Annotated in this window: 14 protein-coding genes, 13 tRNA genes and 1 rRNA gene (1 of these 28 cut by a window edge); all 28 read left to right on the top strand. The window is 42.0% G+C overall.

What is annotated here, in order from left to right; all coding sequences use genetic code 11:
• Positions 1 to 631, top strand: a 23S ribosomal RNA gene (locus tag ACDD58_RS05890); it begins 2,263 nt to the left of the window's first position.
• A 112-nt stretch (positions 632 to 743) separates the two neighbouring features.
• Positions 744 to 816: transfer RNA gene (locus ACDD58_RS05885), tRNA-Asn, on the top strand.
• Between the two features lie 26 nt (positions 817 to 842).
• Positions 843 to 914 (top strand) — tRNA-Glu (locus ACDD58_RS05880).
• 8 nt (positions 915 to 922) lie between these two features.
• Positions 923 to 996: transfer RNA gene (locus ACDD58_RS05875), tRNA-Asp, on the top strand.
• A gap of 155 nt (positions 997 to 1,151) precedes the next feature.
• Positions 1,152 to 1,224 (top strand) — tRNA-Val (locus tag ACDD58_RS05870).
• A gap of 22 nt (positions 1,225 to 1,246) precedes the next feature.
• Positions 1,247 to 1,330 (top strand) — tRNA-Leu (locus ACDD58_RS05865).
• A gap of 34 nt (positions 1,331 to 1,364) precedes the next feature.
• Positions 1,365 to 1,438: transfer RNA gene (locus ACDD58_RS05860), tRNA-Arg, on the top strand.
• Positions 1,439 to 1,631: 193 nt separating this feature from the next.
• Positions 1,632 to 2,834 (top strand): bifunctional phosphopantothenoylcysteine decarboxylase/phosphopantothenate--cysteine ligase CoaBC, encoded by a 1,203-nt coding sequence (gene coaBC / locus ACDD58_RS05855; protein WP_370776380.1) that lies wholly within the window; start codon positions 1,632 to 1,634, stop codon positions 2,832 to 2,834.
• Between the two features lie 105 nt (positions 2,835 to 2,939).
• Positions 2,940 to 5,231, top strand: a complete 2,292-nt coding sequence (locus ACDD58_RS05850; RefSeq protein ID WP_117921038.1) for a cyclic nucleotide-binding domain-containing protein — start codon at positions 2,940 to 2,942, stop codon at positions 5,229 to 5,231.
• A gap of 158 nt (positions 5,232 to 5,389) precedes the next feature.
• Positions 5,390 to 5,596, top strand: a complete 207-nt coding sequence (locus ACDD58_RS05845; RefSeq protein ID WP_118210181.1) for a hypothetical protein — start codon at positions 5,390 to 5,392, stop codon at positions 5,594 to 5,596.
• 101 nt (positions 5,597 to 5,697) lie between these two features.
• Positions 5,698 to 6,003: a rhodanese-like domain-containing protein gene (locus tag ACDD58_RS05840; RefSeq protein WP_370776378.1), complete on the top strand. Its 306-nt coding sequence runs from the start codon at positions 5,698 to 5,700 to the stop codon at positions 6,001 to 6,003.
• 65 nt (positions 6,004 to 6,068) lie between these two features.
• On the top strand, positions 6,069 to 7,223 hold the full coding sequence (locus ACDD58_RS05835) for a class I SAM-dependent RNA methyltransferase (protein WP_370776376.1): 1,155 nt from the start codon (positions 6,069 to 6,071) through the stop codon (positions 7,221 to 7,223).
• A 14-nt stretch (positions 7,224 to 7,237) separates the two neighbouring features.
• Positions 7,238 to 8,941 (top strand): lectin like domain-containing protein, encoded by a 1,704-nt coding sequence (locus tag ACDD58_RS05830; RefSeq protein WP_370776374.1) that lies wholly within the window; start codon positions 7,238 to 7,240, stop codon positions 8,939 to 8,941.
• A 14-nt stretch (positions 8,942 to 8,955) separates the two neighbouring features.
• Positions 8,956 to 10,017, top strand: a complete 1,062-nt coding sequence (locus ACDD58_RS05825) for an N-acetylmuramoyl-L-alanine amidase (protein ID WP_118210180.1) — start codon at positions 8,956 to 8,958, stop codon at positions 10,015 to 10,017.
• Positions 10,018 to 10,123: 106 nt separating this feature from the next.
• Positions 10,124 to 10,720 carry an XTP/dITP diphosphatase gene (locus ACDD58_RS05820; protein WP_117921032.1) on the top strand — a complete coding sequence of 199 codons (597 nt, stop codon included), beginning with the start codon at positions 10,124 to 10,126 and terminating at the stop codon, positions 10,718 to 10,720.
• Positions 10,721 to 10,769: 49 nt separating this feature from the next.
• Positions 10,770 to 11,249, top strand: coding sequence for a metallophosphoesterase (locus ACDD58_RS05815; protein ID WP_022111716.1), 480 nt, complete (start codon positions 10,770 to 10,772; stop codon positions 11,247 to 11,249).
• A 141-nt stretch (positions 11,250 to 11,390) separates the two neighbouring features.
• A tRNA-Pro gene (locus tag ACDD58_RS05810) sits at positions 11,391 to 11,465 on the top strand.
• A gap of 6 nt (positions 11,466 to 11,471) precedes the next feature.
• A tRNA-Gly gene (locus ACDD58_RS05805) sits at positions 11,472 to 11,542 on the top strand.
• A gap of 91 nt (positions 11,543 to 11,633) precedes the next feature.
• Positions 11,634 to 11,707, top strand: a tRNA-Arg gene (locus ACDD58_RS05800).
• A gap of 41 nt (positions 11,708 to 11,748) precedes the next feature.
• Positions 11,749 to 11,822, top strand: a tRNA-His gene (locus ACDD58_RS05795).
• 70 nt (positions 11,823 to 11,892) lie between these two features.
• Positions 11,893 to 11,964: transfer RNA gene (locus tag ACDD58_RS05790), tRNA-Gln, on the top strand.
• Positions 11,965 to 11,981: 17 nt separating this feature from the next.
• A tRNA-Lys gene (locus tag ACDD58_RS05785) sits at positions 11,982 to 12,054 on the top strand.
• Between the two features lie 171 nt (positions 12,055 to 12,225).
• Entirely contained in the window at positions 12,226 to 12,477 is a 252-nt protein-coding gene (locus tag ACDD58_RS05780; protein ID WP_370776370.1) for a dTDP-4-dehydrorhamnose 3,5-epimerase family protein, read from the top strand.
• 419 nt (positions 12,478 to 12,896) lie between these two features.
• Positions 12,897 to 13,901, top strand: coding sequence for an energy-coupling factor ABC transporter permease (locus ACDD58_RS05775; protein ID WP_370776367.1), 1,005 nt, complete (start codon positions 12,897 to 12,899; stop codon positions 13,899 to 13,901).
• On the top strand, positions 13,894 to 14,691 hold the full coding sequence (gene cbiQ / locus ACDD58_RS05770) for a cobalt ECF transporter T component CbiQ (protein WP_117921030.1): 798 nt from the start codon (positions 13,894 to 13,896) through the stop codon (positions 14,689 to 14,691). The genes ACDD58_RS05775 and cbiQ overlap by 8 nt, the downstream gene beginning before the upstream one ends.
• A gap of 47 nt (positions 14,692 to 14,738) precedes the next feature.
• On the top strand, positions 14,739 to 15,479 hold the full coding sequence (locus ACDD58_RS05765) for an energy-coupling factor ABC transporter ATP-binding protein (protein ID WP_370776364.1): 741 nt from the start codon (positions 14,739 to 14,741) through the stop codon (positions 15,477 to 15,479).
• Positions 15,480 to 15,603: 124 nt separating this feature from the next.
• A tRNA-Leu gene (locus tag ACDD58_RS05760) sits at positions 15,604 to 15,684 on the top strand.
• A 258-nt stretch (positions 15,685 to 15,942) separates the two neighbouring features.
• A complete protein-coding gene (locus ACDD58_RS05755; RefSeq protein ID WP_370776362.1) occupies positions 15,943 to 17,721 on the top strand; it encodes a methyl-accepting chemotaxis protein in 1,779 nt (592 codons plus the stop codon).
• Positions 17,722 to 17,743: the final 22 nt, after the last annotated feature.

Here is a 17,743-nt window from a genome sequence, read left to right as displayed (position 1 = left end):
AAGGGTATCGGAGGCGCTCAAAGGTTCCCTCAGAATGGTCGGAAACCATTTTAAGAGTGCAAAGGCAGAAGGGAGCTTGACTGCGACACCGACGGGTGGAGCAGGTACGAAAGTAGGACTTAGTGATCCGGTGGCATAAAGTGGGATTGCCATCGCTCAACGGATAAAAGCTACCCTGGGGATAACAGGCTTATCACTCCCAAGAGTTCACATCGACGGAGTGGTTTGGCACCTCGATGTCGGCTCATCGCATCCTGGGGCTGTAGCAGGTCCCAAGGGTTGGGCTGTTCGCCCATTAAAGCGGTACGCGAGCTGGGTTCAGAACGTCGTGAGACAGTTCGGTCCCTATCCGGCGCGGGCGGAGGATATTTGAGAGGAGCTGTCCTTAGTACGAGAGGACCGGGATGGACGGACCACTGGTGTATCTGCTGTCGACCAACGGCATGGCAGAGTAGCCAAGTCCGGAAGGGATAAACGCTGAAGGCATCTAAGCGTGAAGCCCCCCTCAAGATGAGATATCCCTTCCATAAGGAAGTAAGATCCCTTGAAGAGTACAAGGTAGATAGGGCAGAGGTGGAAGCACGGTAACGTGTGGAGCTGACTGTTACTAATCGATCGAGGGCTTGACCAAATAATAGCGAACGATGTTCGCATTGGAAGTTGCTTCGCAACTTCACAGATTATGTTATTGATGGTGTTCTGTATGAAGTTTTGAAGGTACTAAGAAAATACCTTTAGATTATTCCTCGATAGCTCAGTTGGTAGAGCACGCGGCTGTTAACCGCGCTGTCGTAGGTTCGAGTCCTACTCGGGGAGTTTTTTTAATGAAAGAATAAAGATAAGGCTCCGTGGTCAAGCGGTTAAGACATCGCCCTTTCACGGCGGTAACACGGGTTCGATTCCCGTCGGAGTCATTTGATAAGGCCTAATGGCTCAGTTGGTTAGAGCGCCGCCCTGTCACGGCGGAGGTCGCGGGTTCGAGTCCCGCTTGGGTCGTTTTGCAGTGAGGAAAATGTGAGTGTGTATGCCAGTTCTACGAACTGCCATCCCGCGCTAACGCTCGGATAAAATAAAAGATTCTGAGTCTTAGCCATGCAAGCATGTCACAACTCAGAATCTTTTATTTTAACACTCACTACAAGTAATCGCGTGGGATCTTAGCTCAGCTGGGAGAGCATCTGCCTTACAAGCAGAGGGTCATAGGTTCGAGCCCTATAGGTCCCATTCAATGAGTTTATCTCATTATGCCGGCGTGGCGGAACTGGCAGACGCGCAGGACTTAAAATCCTGTTGTAGAAATACAGTACCGGTTCGATTCCGGTCGCCGGCATTGTATCTGGTTTCAGATACAATGAATTAAATATGTGTGCGTAGCTCAGCTGGATAGAGCACTTGGCTACGGACCAAGGTGTCGGGAGTTCGAATCTTCTCGCGCACGTATGTATGGAGACATGATTTATCATGTCTCCATTTTTAGGTTTAAGTACCATGGATGCGCTCTAACGATGGAGCGAAGGGCAATCAATTAAGAAAAAGAGAACGAATCAGGTGTTGCGAAATACATAAAAACAGTATAAAATATTTAAAAAAAGCATCGTATCGTAAAAGAACGAGAGCAGGAGGAAAATAGAATGCTTCAGGGAAAGACAGTACTTCTTGGCGTAACCGGCGGGATCGCGGCATATAAGATGCCAAATGTAGCACGGATGTTAAAGAAAATGCACTGTAATGTGCATGTCCTGATGACACAGAACGCGACTAACTTTATTACTGCAACGACATTTGAGACACTGACCGGCAATAAATGTCTGATCGATACCTTTGACCGTAATTTTGAATTTTCAGTGGAACATGTTGCGTTGGCAAAGCAGGCAGATCTGGTGCTTATTGCACCTGCTACTGCAAATGTGATAGGAAAGATCGCAAATGGGATTGCGGATGATATGCTGACTACGACAGTGATGGCATGTACCTGCAAAATGTTGGTTGCACCGGCAATGAATCATAATATGTATCATAATTCAATTGTGCAGGAAAATCTGGAAAAACTGAAGCGGCATGGATACGAGATTATAGATCCAGTATGCGGTATGCTTGCAAATGGCGATACTGGTGATGGAAAACTTCCATCAGAAGAAACATTGGTTGAGTATGTTTTAAGAGAACTTGCATTTGAGAAAGATATGCAGGGATTGAAAGTACTGGTAACTGCAGGCCCGACACAGGAAGCAATCGATCCGGTTCGCTTTATATCAAACCATTCTACTGGAAAGATGGGATATGCCATAGCAAAGAATGCTATGCTTCGTGGTGCAGAAGTGACACTTGTGACCGGCAAGACTGCATTAGAGCCGCCAATGTTTGTGCAAACAGTTCCTGTGATATCTGCAAAGGATATGTATCAGGCAGTCATGGAACGCGCGAAAGAACAGGATATTATTGTAAAGGCAGCGGCAGTGGCTGATTATACGCCAGCGCATACTGCAGATGAGAAGATCAAAAAATCAGAAGGTGAGTTATCACTCGCACTGGAAAAAACAACAGATATTCTTGCAGAGCTTGGGAAGAATAAAGGTAAAACGGTTTTATGTGGATTTTCTATGGAGACAGAGCATATGTTGGAAAACTCCAGGGTAAAACGCGAAAAGAAGAATCTTGATATGATTGCTGCAAATAATTTAAAACAGCAGGGGGCCGGATTTGCCGGTGACACAAATGTGCTGACGCTGATCACAGAAAAGTGGGAAAAAGAGCTTGCGCTTATGAGTAAAGATGAAGCAGCGAAATGTCTGTTGGATGAATTGTTAAAATTAAAAATAGTAAATAGTAAATAAATTTTTAAAGAAAAATACAGTATAAGAAAAATACAGTATAAGAAGCAGACAGGAATAAAGATTAAAAAGTGTTGCAGCATGAAATGCAGACAGGAGACAGGGTATATGGAGACAATTAAGGTACAGAAAAATCAGGTAATTGCGAAACAAAAGGAAAAAGTAAAAGCATGGTATTTAATTTTAGAAGGATCGGTCGTACAGAGAAATTCCTACGCGAGGATTGTTCTGAACAAAGAAAGTGTGATCGGTGTTTCGGAGAAAGACAGATATTTGTGTGACTATATCGCAAGAGAAGATTCTGTACTTGCAGTTTTTCCATATAATACAGCAGATGATTTGATCAATGCATTAAACGGTCAGGAGAGCATGCGTGGAACACTCCTTCGTGCTGCTTTAAAACAGCGGCAGATGCTGCTTGAGATGTATGCCGGATTTAAGAATCTGGTAAGACAGTTTCATACATTTGTGGAAACTGAATATAATGATTATACCATGCTTTGCAGTCAGATGCGTATTGACGGACAGGGTTTTCCGAGGATGGACAACTTTAAACCGCTTGATATGGTACATATGGCAGAGAACTGGGAAGTTAATAACAGTACCAGTCTTACAAAAAAAGGATATCTTGATGAATACATAAAGCTCATGCAAAAAGATGACAGCCTTTGTATCGGGGCTATTATGGAAGCCTCTTATCAGACAAGGCGTGTTATGCAGGGCATTATCGAGATGGTTGATTATCTGAAATACAATCAGGATATTTTATTATCAGAATCCGAAAACGATTTATTCCATCTTTATTTTGAGCTTGTAATACAGGCAGAAATGAATCATTATGATGTGACCCCATTAAAAGAACGTATGGATAAAATTGCGGAAGTTATCCGTAAATTAAATATTTATGATGATAAACTGGTATCCTATCGTCTGAATGAGTATAAAAATCATGATTTTACGCAGTATGCAATTGATGAGTTTGCCACACCGGGAGAAGATGATAATATTTCTGATGAGGAATGGGATGAGGAAGAAGAGTCAGAAGACTGCTTAGAACATATCTTAACTTATGCCGGATATACACCGGAGCGCATCGAAGATATGCGAAAACTGATCCAGAAGTACAGGGATCTTCCGGATATGCTTTCCACAGATGCGGAAGTATTCCAGCTTAGAAAACAGCTTTCACAGGTATTTTATGATGCGTATTATAAAGTATTTATGAATGTGATGAAAGATGATGATGAACCGACACCGATCATAGAGATGTTTTTAAATTTCGGCTTTATGGATGTACAGATGGTGGGTGAGGACAATGCCAATATCCTTTATGATCTGACAGAGCATTTAGAAGTTTGTAACTCGGATCATATTTTTACGATATTTGAGTGGTTAAAAACGATTTATAATGGTCAGAATGAGCCGTCAAAGAATGAATTTGATCTGGATTATACGGGCTATCTGGCTGAACTGAAAAAAACCGGAAAAGTAAACGAAAAACAGATGCGGGAGTATGCAAATAACCGTGAGATGAAGGTAAAATTTGAGATACAGAATATGTTCACTTCCGGAAACCGCGTTACTTATGGCAGGGTATCGACATTTTGTCCGATTTTAGGAGAGAATGACCTGATCAATTCTGTTGATAAGATGCTTGTTACAGCACAGAAGATCGAGGATGCCATGAATAAAGTGCGAAAGGTCGATTTTTCTGTATTTTACAGAGGTGTTGTATTTTCAGATCCGGATAAGGGAATCAATCGTGAAGAGATCATGAAAGAAGTACTTCCGAATATTATTCTGATGCCGAATGCAGGAACAAGAGCGATGATGTGGCAGGAGACTGCGGGTGTAAGACGTGATACACCGGCAAGATATATGTTCCCTATTTTTACAGCTGTTGATCTTGATGATATGATGGTTGAAACGACAGGACGTTACCGCTGGGAGATCTGCCGCAAAATTCAGGGTGTTCACTGGAATGATATCCGTGATAAATCCCTGACAGCAGAGTATTGTGATTATATTCAGTTTTACAAGAAGAATCATGATCTTTCGATTGAGGCAAAAGAAAAGATAAAAAGTGCACTGCTTCGTGGAAAAAATAATTACCGTGAGGTGTTTGTAAAAGATTATCAGAACTGGATCAAATATGAGTCAAAAGGAAGTTTTCGTTTAAATAAAGTTTCAAGAGAGATCCTTGTAACATATTGTCCATTTGCGAAGGAGATCAGAGAAGAGTTAAAGTCTAATCCAATGTATCAGAATGCATGGCAGAGATATGATATTTTAATGACGAAAAAAATTCAGCGCATCAATGGCGTCTATGATAAATATCAGAAGGCGGGCGGTAAGATCACAGATGAACTGAAAGATAATTTAGAATATTATATGATGTAACTGTATGTATAATTGAAAGCATTTCTTCCAATAATATTTATGCAATCCAAAGTGCATGTAACTGAAATTGTGTATGACAGAAATTGTATGCAGTTAAAAGTACATGCCATCCAAATTGCAGGAAGCAGGTGCAAAAGGGCACCGGAATGGAGGAAGAAATGGCAAAGAACGCAGACAAAACAAACAGTGGATCTAATTGCAGAAACAGTTACGAGGACAGCTATGAAAATAGCTATGGGCAGAACAGCTCAAAAAATAAGTCTTCCAACAAGGCAACAAACAGCAACGAACAGAACAGATCAACAAACAGTAACGGACAGAATAAATCCGGTCAGAATAGCACAGGTTCTAACGTATCTAAATAAGAACACAGATACCGAAAACTGCATATAATGTAAGGAAAACATTTGCAGAAGAACAGATTACAAGGCAGCGCTTTGTAATCTGTTTTTATTTCGGAGGTATTATGGCATTTTTTACGATACATCCACGCGAGATGGAACAGATCATTTTAGGTAAGCATGCTCTGGTGCTTGATGTGAGGGAGAGAGAAGTTTACCGGGAAGAACATTATAAGGGTGCATATTGCTGTCCATATGAGGAAATGAATGGATGGATGAGACGTTTTAACAGAAGCAGAACATTAGTCGTTTATTGCGAATATGGTAGTACGAGCCTTTTGGCAGCAAGGCAGCTTGCAAAATGCGGTTACGAGGTGTATACAGTTGTTGGAGGAATGCAGGCGATCAGACAATATAATGGTTATGATTAACATTGACAGGGTATTTTAGAACGGATAATATAATACTAAGGTAAAAGAAACAGTAAGGAGAATTCATGAAAACATATGAACTTGTGGTACCGTGCCATTTCGGGTTAGAGGCGGTATTGAAAAGAGAGATTTATGATCTTGGTTATGAGATAGACAGAGTAGAAGACGGAAGAATCACATTTACCGGAGATGAGGAGGCAATCTGCCGGGCGAATATTTTCCTGCGCACGGCAGAACGTGTTTTAATTCAGGTAGGGCGTTTTCATGCGGAAACATTTGAAGAATTATTTCAGGGAATCAAGTCACTTCCGTGGGAAAAATATATTCCTGAAAATGGTAAGTTCTGGGTAAAAAAGGCATCTTCTATCAAAAGTAAACTGTTCAGTCCGTCTGATATTCAGTCGATCGCGAAAAAAGCAATGGTAGAGCGGTTAAAGCAGCAATATCATAAAGAGTGGTTTGCTGAGGATGGAGCACCGTATCCGGTGCGTATTTTTCTGTTAAAGGATGAAGTCATGGTAACACTTGATACATCGGGGGATTCCCTGCATAAAAGGGGATATCGTACTTTGACCAGCAAAGCACCGCTGACGGAGACACTTGCGGCGTCCTTACTGATGCTGACGCCATGGAAACCGGATCGTATCCTTGTAGATCCGTTTTGCGGAAGTGGAACATTCCCGATAGAGGCGGCAATGATCGCTGCAAATATCGCACCTGGAATGAATCGTGAATTTACAGCAGAGCAATGGACAAATATCATAGACCGTAAAGTCTGGTATGAGTGTGTGAAAGAAGCACAGGATATGGTCAATGATGATATTACCGTGGATATCCAGGGATATGACATTGACGGTGATGTGGTAAAAGCGGCGAGACAGAATGCTGTCCGTGCAGGAGTTGACCATCTGATCCATTTCCAGCAGAGACCTGTGGCAGAATTGCACCATCCGAAGAAATATGGTTTTATCGTGACAAATCCGCCATATGGAGAGCGCCTAGAAGATAAAGCGGATCTGCCGGAATTATACAGTCAGATCGGGGAGGCATACCGGAGATTGGATGCATGGTCGATGTATCTGATCACCAGTTATGAGGACACAGAGCGTTACATAGGGCGGAAGGCGGATAAAAACCGTAAGATTTATAATGGAATGTTAAAGACGTACTTTTATCAGTTTATGGGACCAAAACCGCCAAAACGTGATAATTTTCATTAAGGAGATTCTGATTCATGCATTATTCGAAAAGATTTATTGCCTTTGGTGGAATCGTGGCGATTGCTTTTTTGATAAAATATAATATACCCGGTGGAGAATATGAGCAGATCGGCAGTTTCCGGGGAGCAAGTTTAGAAGCAGAAACCTGGAATCCGCTGATCGCGTCAAGTGTGAATGATAATCTGCTGTCTGTGATCATTGACAATAAACAGTATACCAATGAAAAATATAAATTTTATATGGATGATAATTTAGACATTATGATGCCTGTTTCCATTCTGCGGGATGCGTTAAACTGCAGTGCACACATTTATGATGGGGACAGGCTGGTTGTGGAAAAACATTCCAGTGATATTTCCTTTTCACTGGATCAGGGAACTGCTACTGTGAATGGTGATATTGAAAAGATCACATCTCCGTTTACCATGATAGAGAACGAGTATTATGTCAGTCTCAATGATCTGTCACAATATATGGATTATACATATAGCTGGGATATGCAGGAAAATGAGGCACAGGCTGTAGATAATTCGGATGCATCGATCGTGCCGACCAGTTATGATCTAAGGGACAGAAAACGGACAGCGGAAGTGCGTAATCAGGGAAGTTATGGAACCTGTTGGTCATTTGCAGCATTAGGAGCACTTGAATCATCGCTGCTGCCGGAGGAGAGCGCGCAGTATTCAGTGGATCATATGACACTGTGTAATGGATTTAATATGACTCAGAATGATGGTGGCGAATATACCATGGGAATGGCATATCTTGCAGCATGGAAGGGACCTGTTTATGAAAAGGATGATCCTTATGGAGATAACAAGACGGATGAGAATCTTACGGAAGTAAAGCATGTGCAGGAAATGCAGATCATCGAGAGCAAGGATTACGAAAAAATAAAAGAAGCTGTATTTAAGTATGGTGGAGTGCAGACATCCATTTATAATGCACTGCGAAGCTCACAGTCTTCCTCTCCATATTATAATAAAAGTACGAATGCCTACTGCTATATTGGTACGGAAAAGCCAAACCATGATGTTGTGATCGTCGGATGGGATGATTCTTACTCAAAGAATAATTTTAATACAGATCTTGAAGGTGATGGAGCTTTTATCTGTCAGAACAGTTGGGGCGATAATTTTGGAGAAAACGGGTTTTTTTATATCTCTTATTATGATACAAACATTGGAACACATAATGTTGTTTATACGGATATAGAAAATACAGATAATTATGATCATATTTATCAGAGTGATCTGTGCGGCTGGGTTGGCCAGCTTGGTTACAATAAAGACAGTATCTATGGGGCAAATGTTTTTACTGCAGAGGGAAATGAAACCTTAAAGGCAGCATCTTTTTATGCAACTGGAAAAGATTCGCAGTATGAATTATATGTTGTGCGTCAGTTTGCGGATGAATCGTCTTTGGAGAAGATGATCCCGGTTGCATCCGGTAAGCTGGGAAATGCAGGTTATTATACCGTTGACTTTAATCAGGGGATTGAAGTGGATGCGGGGGAGCGTTATGCAGTTGTTTTGCATATTATTACCCCTGGATCTGTACATCCGATGGCAATTGAGTATGCTGCGGATGAGGCGACTGAAAATGTAGACTTAGATGATGGAGAGAGTTATATCAGTGTAAATGGTTCGAAATGGGTGAGTGTTGATACCGTAGAAAAATCGAATCTTTGTATCAAGGCATTCAGCGATAATCGATAGAAAGCAGTTATTACATGGAAGATAAAGTATTAAAATTTGCGGCAGCAGTAGTTGTGGTACTTACGGCAGCAGTCTGCATTGGACTTCCTTTTTTTCCCCAGATCCATACATGGGCTGTGGAAACGAGGGAAGAACGCTTAGCAGAGCAGGAATATGCGGAAAACCAGACAGAGATGAAAGATCTTGAAATTGTTGCTGCAGATACATCAGAACAGGTTCATGGCGGACAGTTGCAGTTGAAATTGCCGGAAGGTGTAACAGGATCTGATATCCAATTTACAAATGATTATGTGACACAGACGATAAGGATCAGTATTCCGGGGACAGACCGCTCTTATTTTGAAAATGGACCGATCACAGGAAGCAGTAATCACATTGCGACACTCTCCTATTCCAGTAAGGGAGAGGATGGTGTGATAGAGATCGTAATGGATCGTGTGTACGAATTAAAAACAGAATATGACAATGCATATTATTATTTTGACTTTTTGACACCACAGGAAGTGTATGATAAAGTAGTCGTAATCGATGCGGGACACGGAGGACGTGCACCGGGAGCAAACAAGCAGGGAGTCAATGAAAAAGAAATTGACCTTGATATCGTGCTCCAGTTAAAAAAGATACTTGATGAAGATGATCACAATATTGGTGTTTATTACACCAGAACAGATGACAGCAACCCTACTTTTGATCAGAGGGTGCAGCTTGCAAATAAGTCGGATGCCGATCTATTTATCAGTGTACATAACAACTCCACAAACAGTGGAAGAATGTCCTCTGCACATGGTACGGCAGTCATGTATAATGAATCTGATGCGAGTGAACTTGGAAGCAAACGTTTTGCGCAGATCTGTTTAGAGGAAGTGACAGGACAGCTTAATAGCAGAAACCGAGGGCTTGTTGAGGGAGACAGTATCTATATCATAAGGACAAGTGAAGTTCCGGTTGCGCTGATTGAAGTTGGTTTTATGACGAATCAGGAGGAGCTTGATCTGCTGCGTTCGGAGGATTATCAGAAGGAAGCAGCACTTGGCATTTATCATGCAATACTGCGTGCATTTGAAGAAGGCTATTAATGTGAAAAATGCATTTTTCACATGCAAGATTTGTGATTACGCACAAACTTGAGATGCGCTTGAGGGCAGCGCAGGAATAGAGAATAGTGTGAAATGGAGAAGTGATATGAACAGAATTATTTTTGCAACCGGAAATGCCGGTAAAATGAAAGAAATCAGAGAAATTTTAGGGGATATGGATGCAGAGATCCTTTCAATGAAAGAAGCCGGAATTAAGGCAGATATTGTAGAGGACGGAACAACGTTTGAGGAAAATGCTAAAATCAAGGCACAGACAGTTGCACAGTTTACCAAAGATATCGTTCTTGCAGATGATTCCGGACTTGAAGTGGATTATCTGAACAAGGAACCGGGAGTGTATTCTGCCCGCTATATGGGGGAAAATACGTCTTATACGATCAAAAATCAGGCTATTTTAGACAGATTAAAGGGTGTGCCGAAGGAAAAACGTACAGCACGGTTTGTCTGCGCTATTGCGGCTGCAATGCCAAATGGAGATGTGCTTGTTACGAGAGAAACGATTGAAGGATATATCGGAGAAAAGCCGGCAGGAAGTAATGGGTTTGGATATGATCCGATTTTTTACGTGGACGAGTTCGGGTGTTCTACGGCAGAACTTACGGAAGAACAGAAAAATCAGATCAGTCACAGGGGTAAGGCATTGCGTGCCATGAAGGAAAAACTGAATCAGTATGGAATCTGATGTATAAAGAATGGGGATTGGAAATACATAGGATGGGGCAGGTAGCCTTATGAGAGTACTGGTTATTAGCGATACACATAAAAAACATGAAAATTTAAAAGTTGTTTTAGAGAGAGTTTCCCCGGTGGATCTTGTGATCCATCTTGGAGATGCAGAAGGATATGAGGATTATATAGGGGAACTCTGCGGCTGTCCGCTTGAAATCGTTGCGGGGAATAATGATTTTTTCTCTTCTTTGCCGCGTGAAAAGGAGATCATGGTAGGAAATTACCGTGTGTTTATGACACATGGGCATTATTACTATGTCGGTTCCGGGATTGAGGATTTAAAGCGCGAGGCTTTAGCGCGTGGAGCGGATGTTGCAATGTTCGGACATACCCATATTCCGCTGATCGAATATGGTGACGGGATTGTTGTCATGAATCCCGGTAGTATTTCCTATCCGCGACAGGAGGGAAAGCGCCCTTCGTATATTCTGATGGACATAGATAAAAAAGGTGTGGCGCACTATGAAATAGAGTATTTATAAGAAAAATAAATTTTTTTGAAAAAATATAAAAAAAAGTGTTGACATTTATGTTTGAGTCCTATATAATAACTCTTGCGTCACGGATGAGACGGAAAAGACAAGCACTTAAGAAACTTGCTTTTCAATATTAAAAGTTCATATCGGGGTGTGGCTCAGCTTGGCTAGAGCGCCTGGTTTGGGACCAGGAGGTCGCAGGTTCGAATCCTGTCACCCCGATTGTGTGCGGGTGTAGTTCAATGGTAGAACACCAGCCTTCCAAGCTGGATACGTGGGTTCGATTCCCATCACCCGCTTTCCATTTGCAAATTATTATGGAAAGCATAATATATGGCAACATGTTTGCTTGTGAAGCGGGCAATCAGTTGCAGGGCAGATGTGATAAATGTGTTCGTAGCTCAGCTGGATAGAGCAACGGCCTTCTAAGCCGTGGGTCGGGGGTTCGAATCCCTTCGAGCACATTTCCTTATTTTAATAAGGTGTCAGGCTTTATAGCCGTATGGTGGGTATAGCGCAGTTGGTTAGCGCGCCAGATTGTGGCTCTGGAGGCCCAGGGTTCGAATCCCTGTATCCACCTTTGTTGCGACTAGTGCAACAGGTCTGAAATATGACAATGTCTTTAAGATGTTGGTCTTATATTTCTTGTTGGGCTATCGCCAAGCGGTAAGGCACTGGATTTTGATTCCAGCATTCGCAGGTTCGAATCCTGCTAGCCCAGCTTATAATAAAATATATGGGATATTAGCTCAGTTGGTAGAGCACTTGACTTTTAATCAAGTTGTCCGGGGTTCGAATCCCCGATGTCTCATTAGATTGGAAATAGCGGAAAACCAGTAAAATCAAGGCTTTCCGCCATTTTTTTACAATTTTTGAAGTGACAAAAAGTAATCAAAAGTTGATAGTTTTATGTCCGCATCGTGTCCGCAAGATCAGAGTGCCAAAACATTATTCTAAAGTCATTTCAGAAAGGTAGTAATAAATGAATCAGTTTTCATCAGATAAACCACAAATATTTACTCCACCCGCATTTGAAGATTTTCGCGGGTATCTGACCTTGGAAGATAATACACTGATGCAGTGGTGCGTGGATCAGGATTTTTGCGGGGAGGCAGCATGTGCTGTGCGATACGATGATCCGAATCTTATATGGAAGGGCAGCGAATGGCCAGAGGGTAAATATATCATTTCGGAAAAAGATGAAAATGCTATGTGGCTGAAAGAACTGTTTTAAGACAGGTGTATGTAGCAAACAAGTAGATTTCTACTGTATAGGAATTGATATTCAGATAGATAAAAGAAAAATACCCCGGTCAGAGACCGGGGTAAATTAATTAACAACCGAGGTTAAAATATTTGCAGATAGCATTAAATAACTCGGAACAGCTATTGAAATTAAAACACATAGTTTCGTCCTCCTTATTCTTATTTTATTGATTGCGGTCATCTTGCAATCTTTTTGTATCGGCCGATTACATAAAGAATTGTAACAATTATGTAACATTTTCGCAATAGGAGTATTATGGAAGTAATGGAAAGGATTAGTGTATGTGTCAAAAGCGGAAAAAGTAGAAAGATCTGTGACAAAAGGCTTGTGGTATGACCAGATTTTTGCTAATATGTTCAAAGATAAATGAAAGGCGGTATTTTAATATGCATATGGCAGATGCGCTTGTTGCACCGGCGGTTGCGACAACAATGTATCTTTGCTCAGCAGCAGCGGGCGGATATTCAGTAAGACAGGTAAGGGCGTTAGATGAGCCTAAGAAAGTTCCAGTTATGGGAGTTATGGGAGCTTTTGTTTTTGCAACCCAGATGATCAATTTTACAATTCCGGGAACAGGATCTTCCGGACATTTGTGCGGAGGAATGCTGCTTTCTGCATTACTTGGACCTTACGCAGGATTTCTTACCATGATAGGGGTTCTTTTGATACAGTGTCTGTTGTTTGCGGATGGCGGACTTTTAGCGCTTGGCTGTAATATATGGAATATGGCATTCTATGGATGTTTTATAGGAGCATTGCTGATCTGGAAGCCAATGATGCGTCGGGGAGCATCCAAAAAGAAGATTATTGCAGCATCTGTGCTGGGGTGTGTACTGACATTGCAGATGGGAGCATTTTCTGTTACATTAGAGACACTTGTTTCCGGTATTACGGAGCTTCCGTTTGGGACATTTGTGGCAGTGATGCAGCCGATCCATCTTGCAATCGGTCTGGTCGAGGGATTGATCACGGCAGCAGTGCTTTGCTTTGTATATGAGGCAAGACCGGAGCTGCTCTGGGGTACAGATGAAAGTACACAGAAACAGGCATCACGTTTTTCTTTGAAAAAGACAGTGACGATTCTCGCAGTTTTAACTGTTTTGATCGGTGGCGGACTTTCTCTGTTTGCTTCAGCATATCCGGACGGACTGGAATGGTCTATGGAAAAGGTTGCAGGAACCACAGAGTTAGATGCAAAAGGAACAGCATATAAGACGGCAGCAGAGATTCAGGAGCATACAGCGCTGCTTCCGGATTATGCATTTAAAAACAATGAGAGCATGGCAGGAACATCGTTTTCCGGTGTAGCTGGTGCAGCAGTGGTTGTAGTTGTATGTATCGGAGGCTGTTATCTATTTAAATTTTTTGGAAAGAATCAAAAGCATGAGTAAAATTCAAAGGGCAGTTTCTGAGATTAAAAGTATCGAGGAACTGGCAAATGAAGACAGGTGGGTGAACCAGGTTCACCCTCTTGTAAAATTATGTGTGACAATTTTGTATATAGGGACAGTTGTTTCTTTTTCTAAGTATAACCTGAGTGGACTGCTTGTGATGGCAGTTTATCCGGTTATTCTTTTTATTATGAATGAAATTTCTGTAAAGGATGCGTTATGGCGGATGCGTGTTGTGCTGCCGCTTGTCTGTGTGGCAGGTATATTTAATCCTTTTTTTGACAGGCAGATCGTAATGAATGTGGGACAGATTGAAATTAGTGGTGGAGTGATTTCAATGCTGACCTTGATGATAAAAGGAGTTTTTGCGGTTCTGGCATCGTATCTTCTGATTGCGACAACAACGATCGAAAAAATCTGCTTCGCACTTGAGATATGTCGTCTGCCAAAAGTCATTGTGATGCAGGTATGGCTGATTTACCGGTATATTTCTGTATTGCTGGCAGAAACACAGCGGGTGGTGCAGGCATATGAACTTAGGGCACCGGGACAGAAAGGCATTCATTTTAAGGTGTGGGGATCTCTGATGGGACAGATGCTGATCCGAAGCATGGACAGGGCAGAGTTGATTTACGAAAGTATGTGTCTGCGCGGGTTTCAGGGAATATTTGGACTGAAAAAAGAGATACGGTTTTGTATGAAAGACGCAGTGTATCTTGTTTTATGGATCGCGGTGTTTACTATATTGCGATGTTTTGCGGTTGGACAACTGGTGGGAACTTTGTTTTAGATGGTAAAGAGAAACTGTTTTGTGACAGATGAAAGAGAGAGGAAAATATGGGACAGATTAATATAGAGGTAACGCATCTGAATTTTTCCTATGAAAAAGAAAATCCTATTTTGAAAGATATATCATTTGCAGCGGATGGGCAGGCGTCGATTGGCGTTGTCGGTGCAAACGGAGCAGGAAAGTCAACACTTTTAAAATTACTTGTCGGTTTGTATTCTCCGGATTCAGGCAGCATCAGTATCGGGAATGTACCGTTACAAAAAGAGACATTAGCTCAGATTAGAAAAATGGCTGGATATGTGTTTCAGGATTCTGAAAATCAGCTTTTTATGCCAAATGTATATGAGGATGTGGCATTTGCACCACAGAATTATGGTCTGTCAGAAGACGAGGTTGCATACAGGACAAAAATGGCAATTGCCGAGGTACACATTGAACATCTTGCGAATAAACCGATCCATAAACTGTCAGGAGGAGAGAAAAAGTTAGCGGCAATCGCAACCATCCTTTCCATGAAACCGGATATTATACTGATGGATGAACCGTCGGCGGCACTTGATCCGAAAAACCGCAGAAATCTGATCCGGGTATTGAATGAGTTTTCCTATCTGAAAATCGTGGCTTCACATGATCTGGATTTTGTATGGGATACCTGTGACAGAACGATTTTACTGTCGGAGGGCAGAATTGTGTGTGATGGGGCAACAAAGGAGATTTTAAGCGACAGGGAGTTGTTAGAGGCACATGGACTGGAGCTGCCATTGTCTTTGTATCGAAGATGTATTTAAAATGGCTGTAATCGCTACTCGCACAATATGTGTGAACAGTAGCCGTTTCTGATTTAGAGGGAGAAATGTGAGGAAAAAATGCTTGCAATTTTGCGAGTGCTAATATATAATGGCAAAGTGGTTTGCGGGTGTGGCGGAATTGGCAGACGCGCTAGATTTAGGTTCTAGTGTCCCCGACGTGCAGGTTCAAGTCCTGTCACCCGCATGAATAAAAAATAGCCGGAAAGCTAAGATTTTGCAGTAAAATCAAGGCTTTCCGGCTATTGTTTTGTTCTGAAACAAGTCAATAATATGGAAAATGTAAAAAAATACAAAATTTATAATAAATTTAAAAAATATTGAGATAAATTGTGCAATATGGTAAAATAATAGAAAGGAATTTTCAAAAATCTGTATAGAAAAATCTATATACATCATATTTGTGAACTCCGATATTACAGCAGGGAAGCGGGAGGAAAGATTTATGAACAATGTAAAAGTACAGACAAAGCTGTCAATCGTAATGTTAGCGACGATAGTGGCACTGGTATTGTGTGCCGTTATTTCATCGGAGAGCATGAAGCAGCTCCAGAGCAAAGCATTAGAGACGATGGAAGCAGATGAGCGGGAGTCTTATGATGAACAGATCAAACAGCAGGTAGATAATGTGGTCTCACTTTGTCAGACGATTTATGATCAGTATCAGGCTGGTGTGTATACCGAGGAAGAAGCTAAGAAGTTAGCGGCAGATGAGATCAGACAGCTTCGTTATGGAGATGGCGGATATTTCTGGGTTGATCAGTATGACGGAACTAATGTGGTGCTTTTAGGAAATGATACAGAAGGCACCAACCGTATGGAGACGAAAGATGCCAATGGATATCAGATGGTTAAAGAGATCATCCGTGTCGGACAGGAGGCAGATGGAGGATATACAGATTATGTATTCCCGAAAGAAGGCGAGACTGAACCTTCTCCGAAACGTTCCTACAGTAAAGCATTTGAACCGTTTGAATGGGTGATCGGAACCGGTAATTACACAGACTATATCGATGATAAGGTTGCATCCATTGAAAAAGATTTTACTTCATATGTAACAAACAAACGTACCACGTTTATCATTTCAACAATAATAGAAGGAGCGGTAGTAGTATTTCTTCTTATATTGATCATTTTAAGCATTATTAAACCACTGAAGAAGTGTATCAGTTCCATCGGAGTCATGGAACAGGGGGATTTTTCACAGGCACTTGGAACTGCACTGTTAAAACGCCGTGATGATTTTGGAAAGCTGGCAGGTTCCATTGAGTCTATGAGGACAGAGATGAACGGACTGATCGGCGAGGTTAAGAGCCAGGCGACAGAGATCACCGGAATGGTACAGGAGATTGATACCAACATTCAGGCATTGGATGAGGAGATTGAGAATGTTTCCGCTACTACGGAAGAACTTGCAGCAGGTATGCAGGAGACAGCTGCTTCCTCCGAAGAGATCAATGCGATGTCCCATGAAATCGAGAGCGCTGCAAAGAGCATTGCAACACGTTCACAGGACGGGGCTATGGAGGCAGATGATATCCGAGACCGTGCTGTCAGTATTAAAAAGACCACAACCGAAAATGATAAACGTACCAAGGCAATCCATACGGAAATCAATGAGGGACTGACAAAAGCACTTGAAGATATCAAAGTTGTCGATCAGATTGGCGTTCTTGCGGAATCAATTATGGAGATTACCGGACAGACAAACCTGTTAGCACTCAATGCATCCATTGAGGCCGCACGTGCGGGAGAGGCAGGAAAAGGCTTTGCAGTTGTTGCAGATGAGATCCGGGTACTTGCAGAGCAGTCAAAGGCAGCAGTCGTACATATCCAGGATGTAACAAAGAATGTGGTTGAATCTGTAACGAATCTGGCAGATGGAGCGAAAAAGTTACTTGAGTTTGTCGGAACAGATGTGGTGGACAGTTTTGCAGGATTCTCTGACATGGCAGATTCTTACAGTAATGATGCGGGTAAGGTTGATGGACTGGTAACTGATTTTTCGGCATCTTCAGAGCAGCTTTTAGCATCGATCAACGGAGTTATGGATGCGATCGGTGAAGTAAGTAAGGCAGCAACGGAGGGCGCAACCGGTACCAATGATATCGCTGAAAAAACAGGTGTTGTGGTTGAGAAGGCAGCTGAGATCAAAGAAAAAGCAGAGGCAGCGCATGCAGCAGCGGACAGGCTGCAGAAGAATGTAGAGCGTTTTATTGTATAGAATAAGTGAATGCAGGCAAATC

Source organism: Roseburia sp. (genome assembly GCF_041325975.1).
In the GTDB taxonomy this organism is placed as follows: Bacteria; Bacillota; Clostridia; order Lachnospirales; family Lachnospiraceae; genus Roseburia; species Roseburia rectibacter.
Note: the sequence above shows the minus strand (reverse complement) of the source record. Positions and strands in the feature narration are given on the sequence as shown.

Coding starts and splice junctions, on each gene's coding strand:
- coaBC (WP_370776380.1), top strand. CDS start 1,632: ATGCTTCAGGGAAAGACAGTACTTCTTGGCGTAACCGGCGGGATCGCG.
- ACDD58_RS05820 (WP_117921032.1), top strand. CDS start 10,124: ATGAACAGAATTATTTTTGCAACCGGAAATGCCGGTAAAATGAAAGAA.
- ACDD58_RS05775 (WP_370776367.1), top strand. CDS start 12,897: ATGCATATGGCAGATGCGCTTGTTGCACCGGCGGTTGCGACAACAATG.
- cbiQ (WP_117921030.1), top strand. CDS start 13,894: ATGAGTAAAATTCAAAGGGCAGTTTCTGAGATTAAAAGTATCGAGGAA.
- ACDD58_RS05815 (WP_022111716.1), top strand. CDS start 10,770: ATGAGAGTACTGGTTATTAGCGATACACATAAAAAACATGAAAATTTA.
- ACDD58_RS05755 (WP_370776362.1), top strand. CDS start 15,943: ATGAACAATGTAAAAGTACAGACAAAGCTGTCAATCGTAATGTTAGCG.
- ACDD58_RS05840 (WP_370776378.1), top strand. CDS start 5,698: ATGGCATTTTTTACGATACATCCACGCGAGATGGAACAGATCATTTTA.
- ACDD58_RS05835 (WP_370776376.1), top strand. CDS start 6,069: ATGAAAACATATGAACTTGTGGTACCGTGCCATTTCGGGTTAGAGGCG.
- ACDD58_RS05765 (WP_370776364.1), top strand. CDS start 14,739: ATGGGACAGATTAATATAGAGGTAACGCATCTGAATTTTTCCTATGAA.
- ACDD58_RS05845 (WP_118210181.1), top strand. CDS start 5,390: ATGGCAAAGAACGCAGACAAAACAAACAGTGGATCTAATTGCAGAAAC.
- ACDD58_RS05830 (WP_370776374.1), top strand. CDS start 7,238: ATGCATTATTCGAAAAGATTTATTGCCTTTGGTGGAATCGTGGCGATT.
- ACDD58_RS05780 (WP_370776370.1), top strand. CDS start 12,226: ATGAATCAGTTTTCATCAGATAAACCACAAATATTTACTCCACCCGCA.
- ACDD58_RS05825 (WP_118210180.1), top strand. CDS start 8,956: ATGGAAGATAAAGTATTAAAATTTGCGGCAGCAGTAGTTGTGGTACTT.
- ACDD58_RS05850 (WP_117921038.1), top strand. CDS start 2,940: ATGGAGACAATTAAGGTACAGAAAAATCAGGTAATTGCGAAACAAAAG.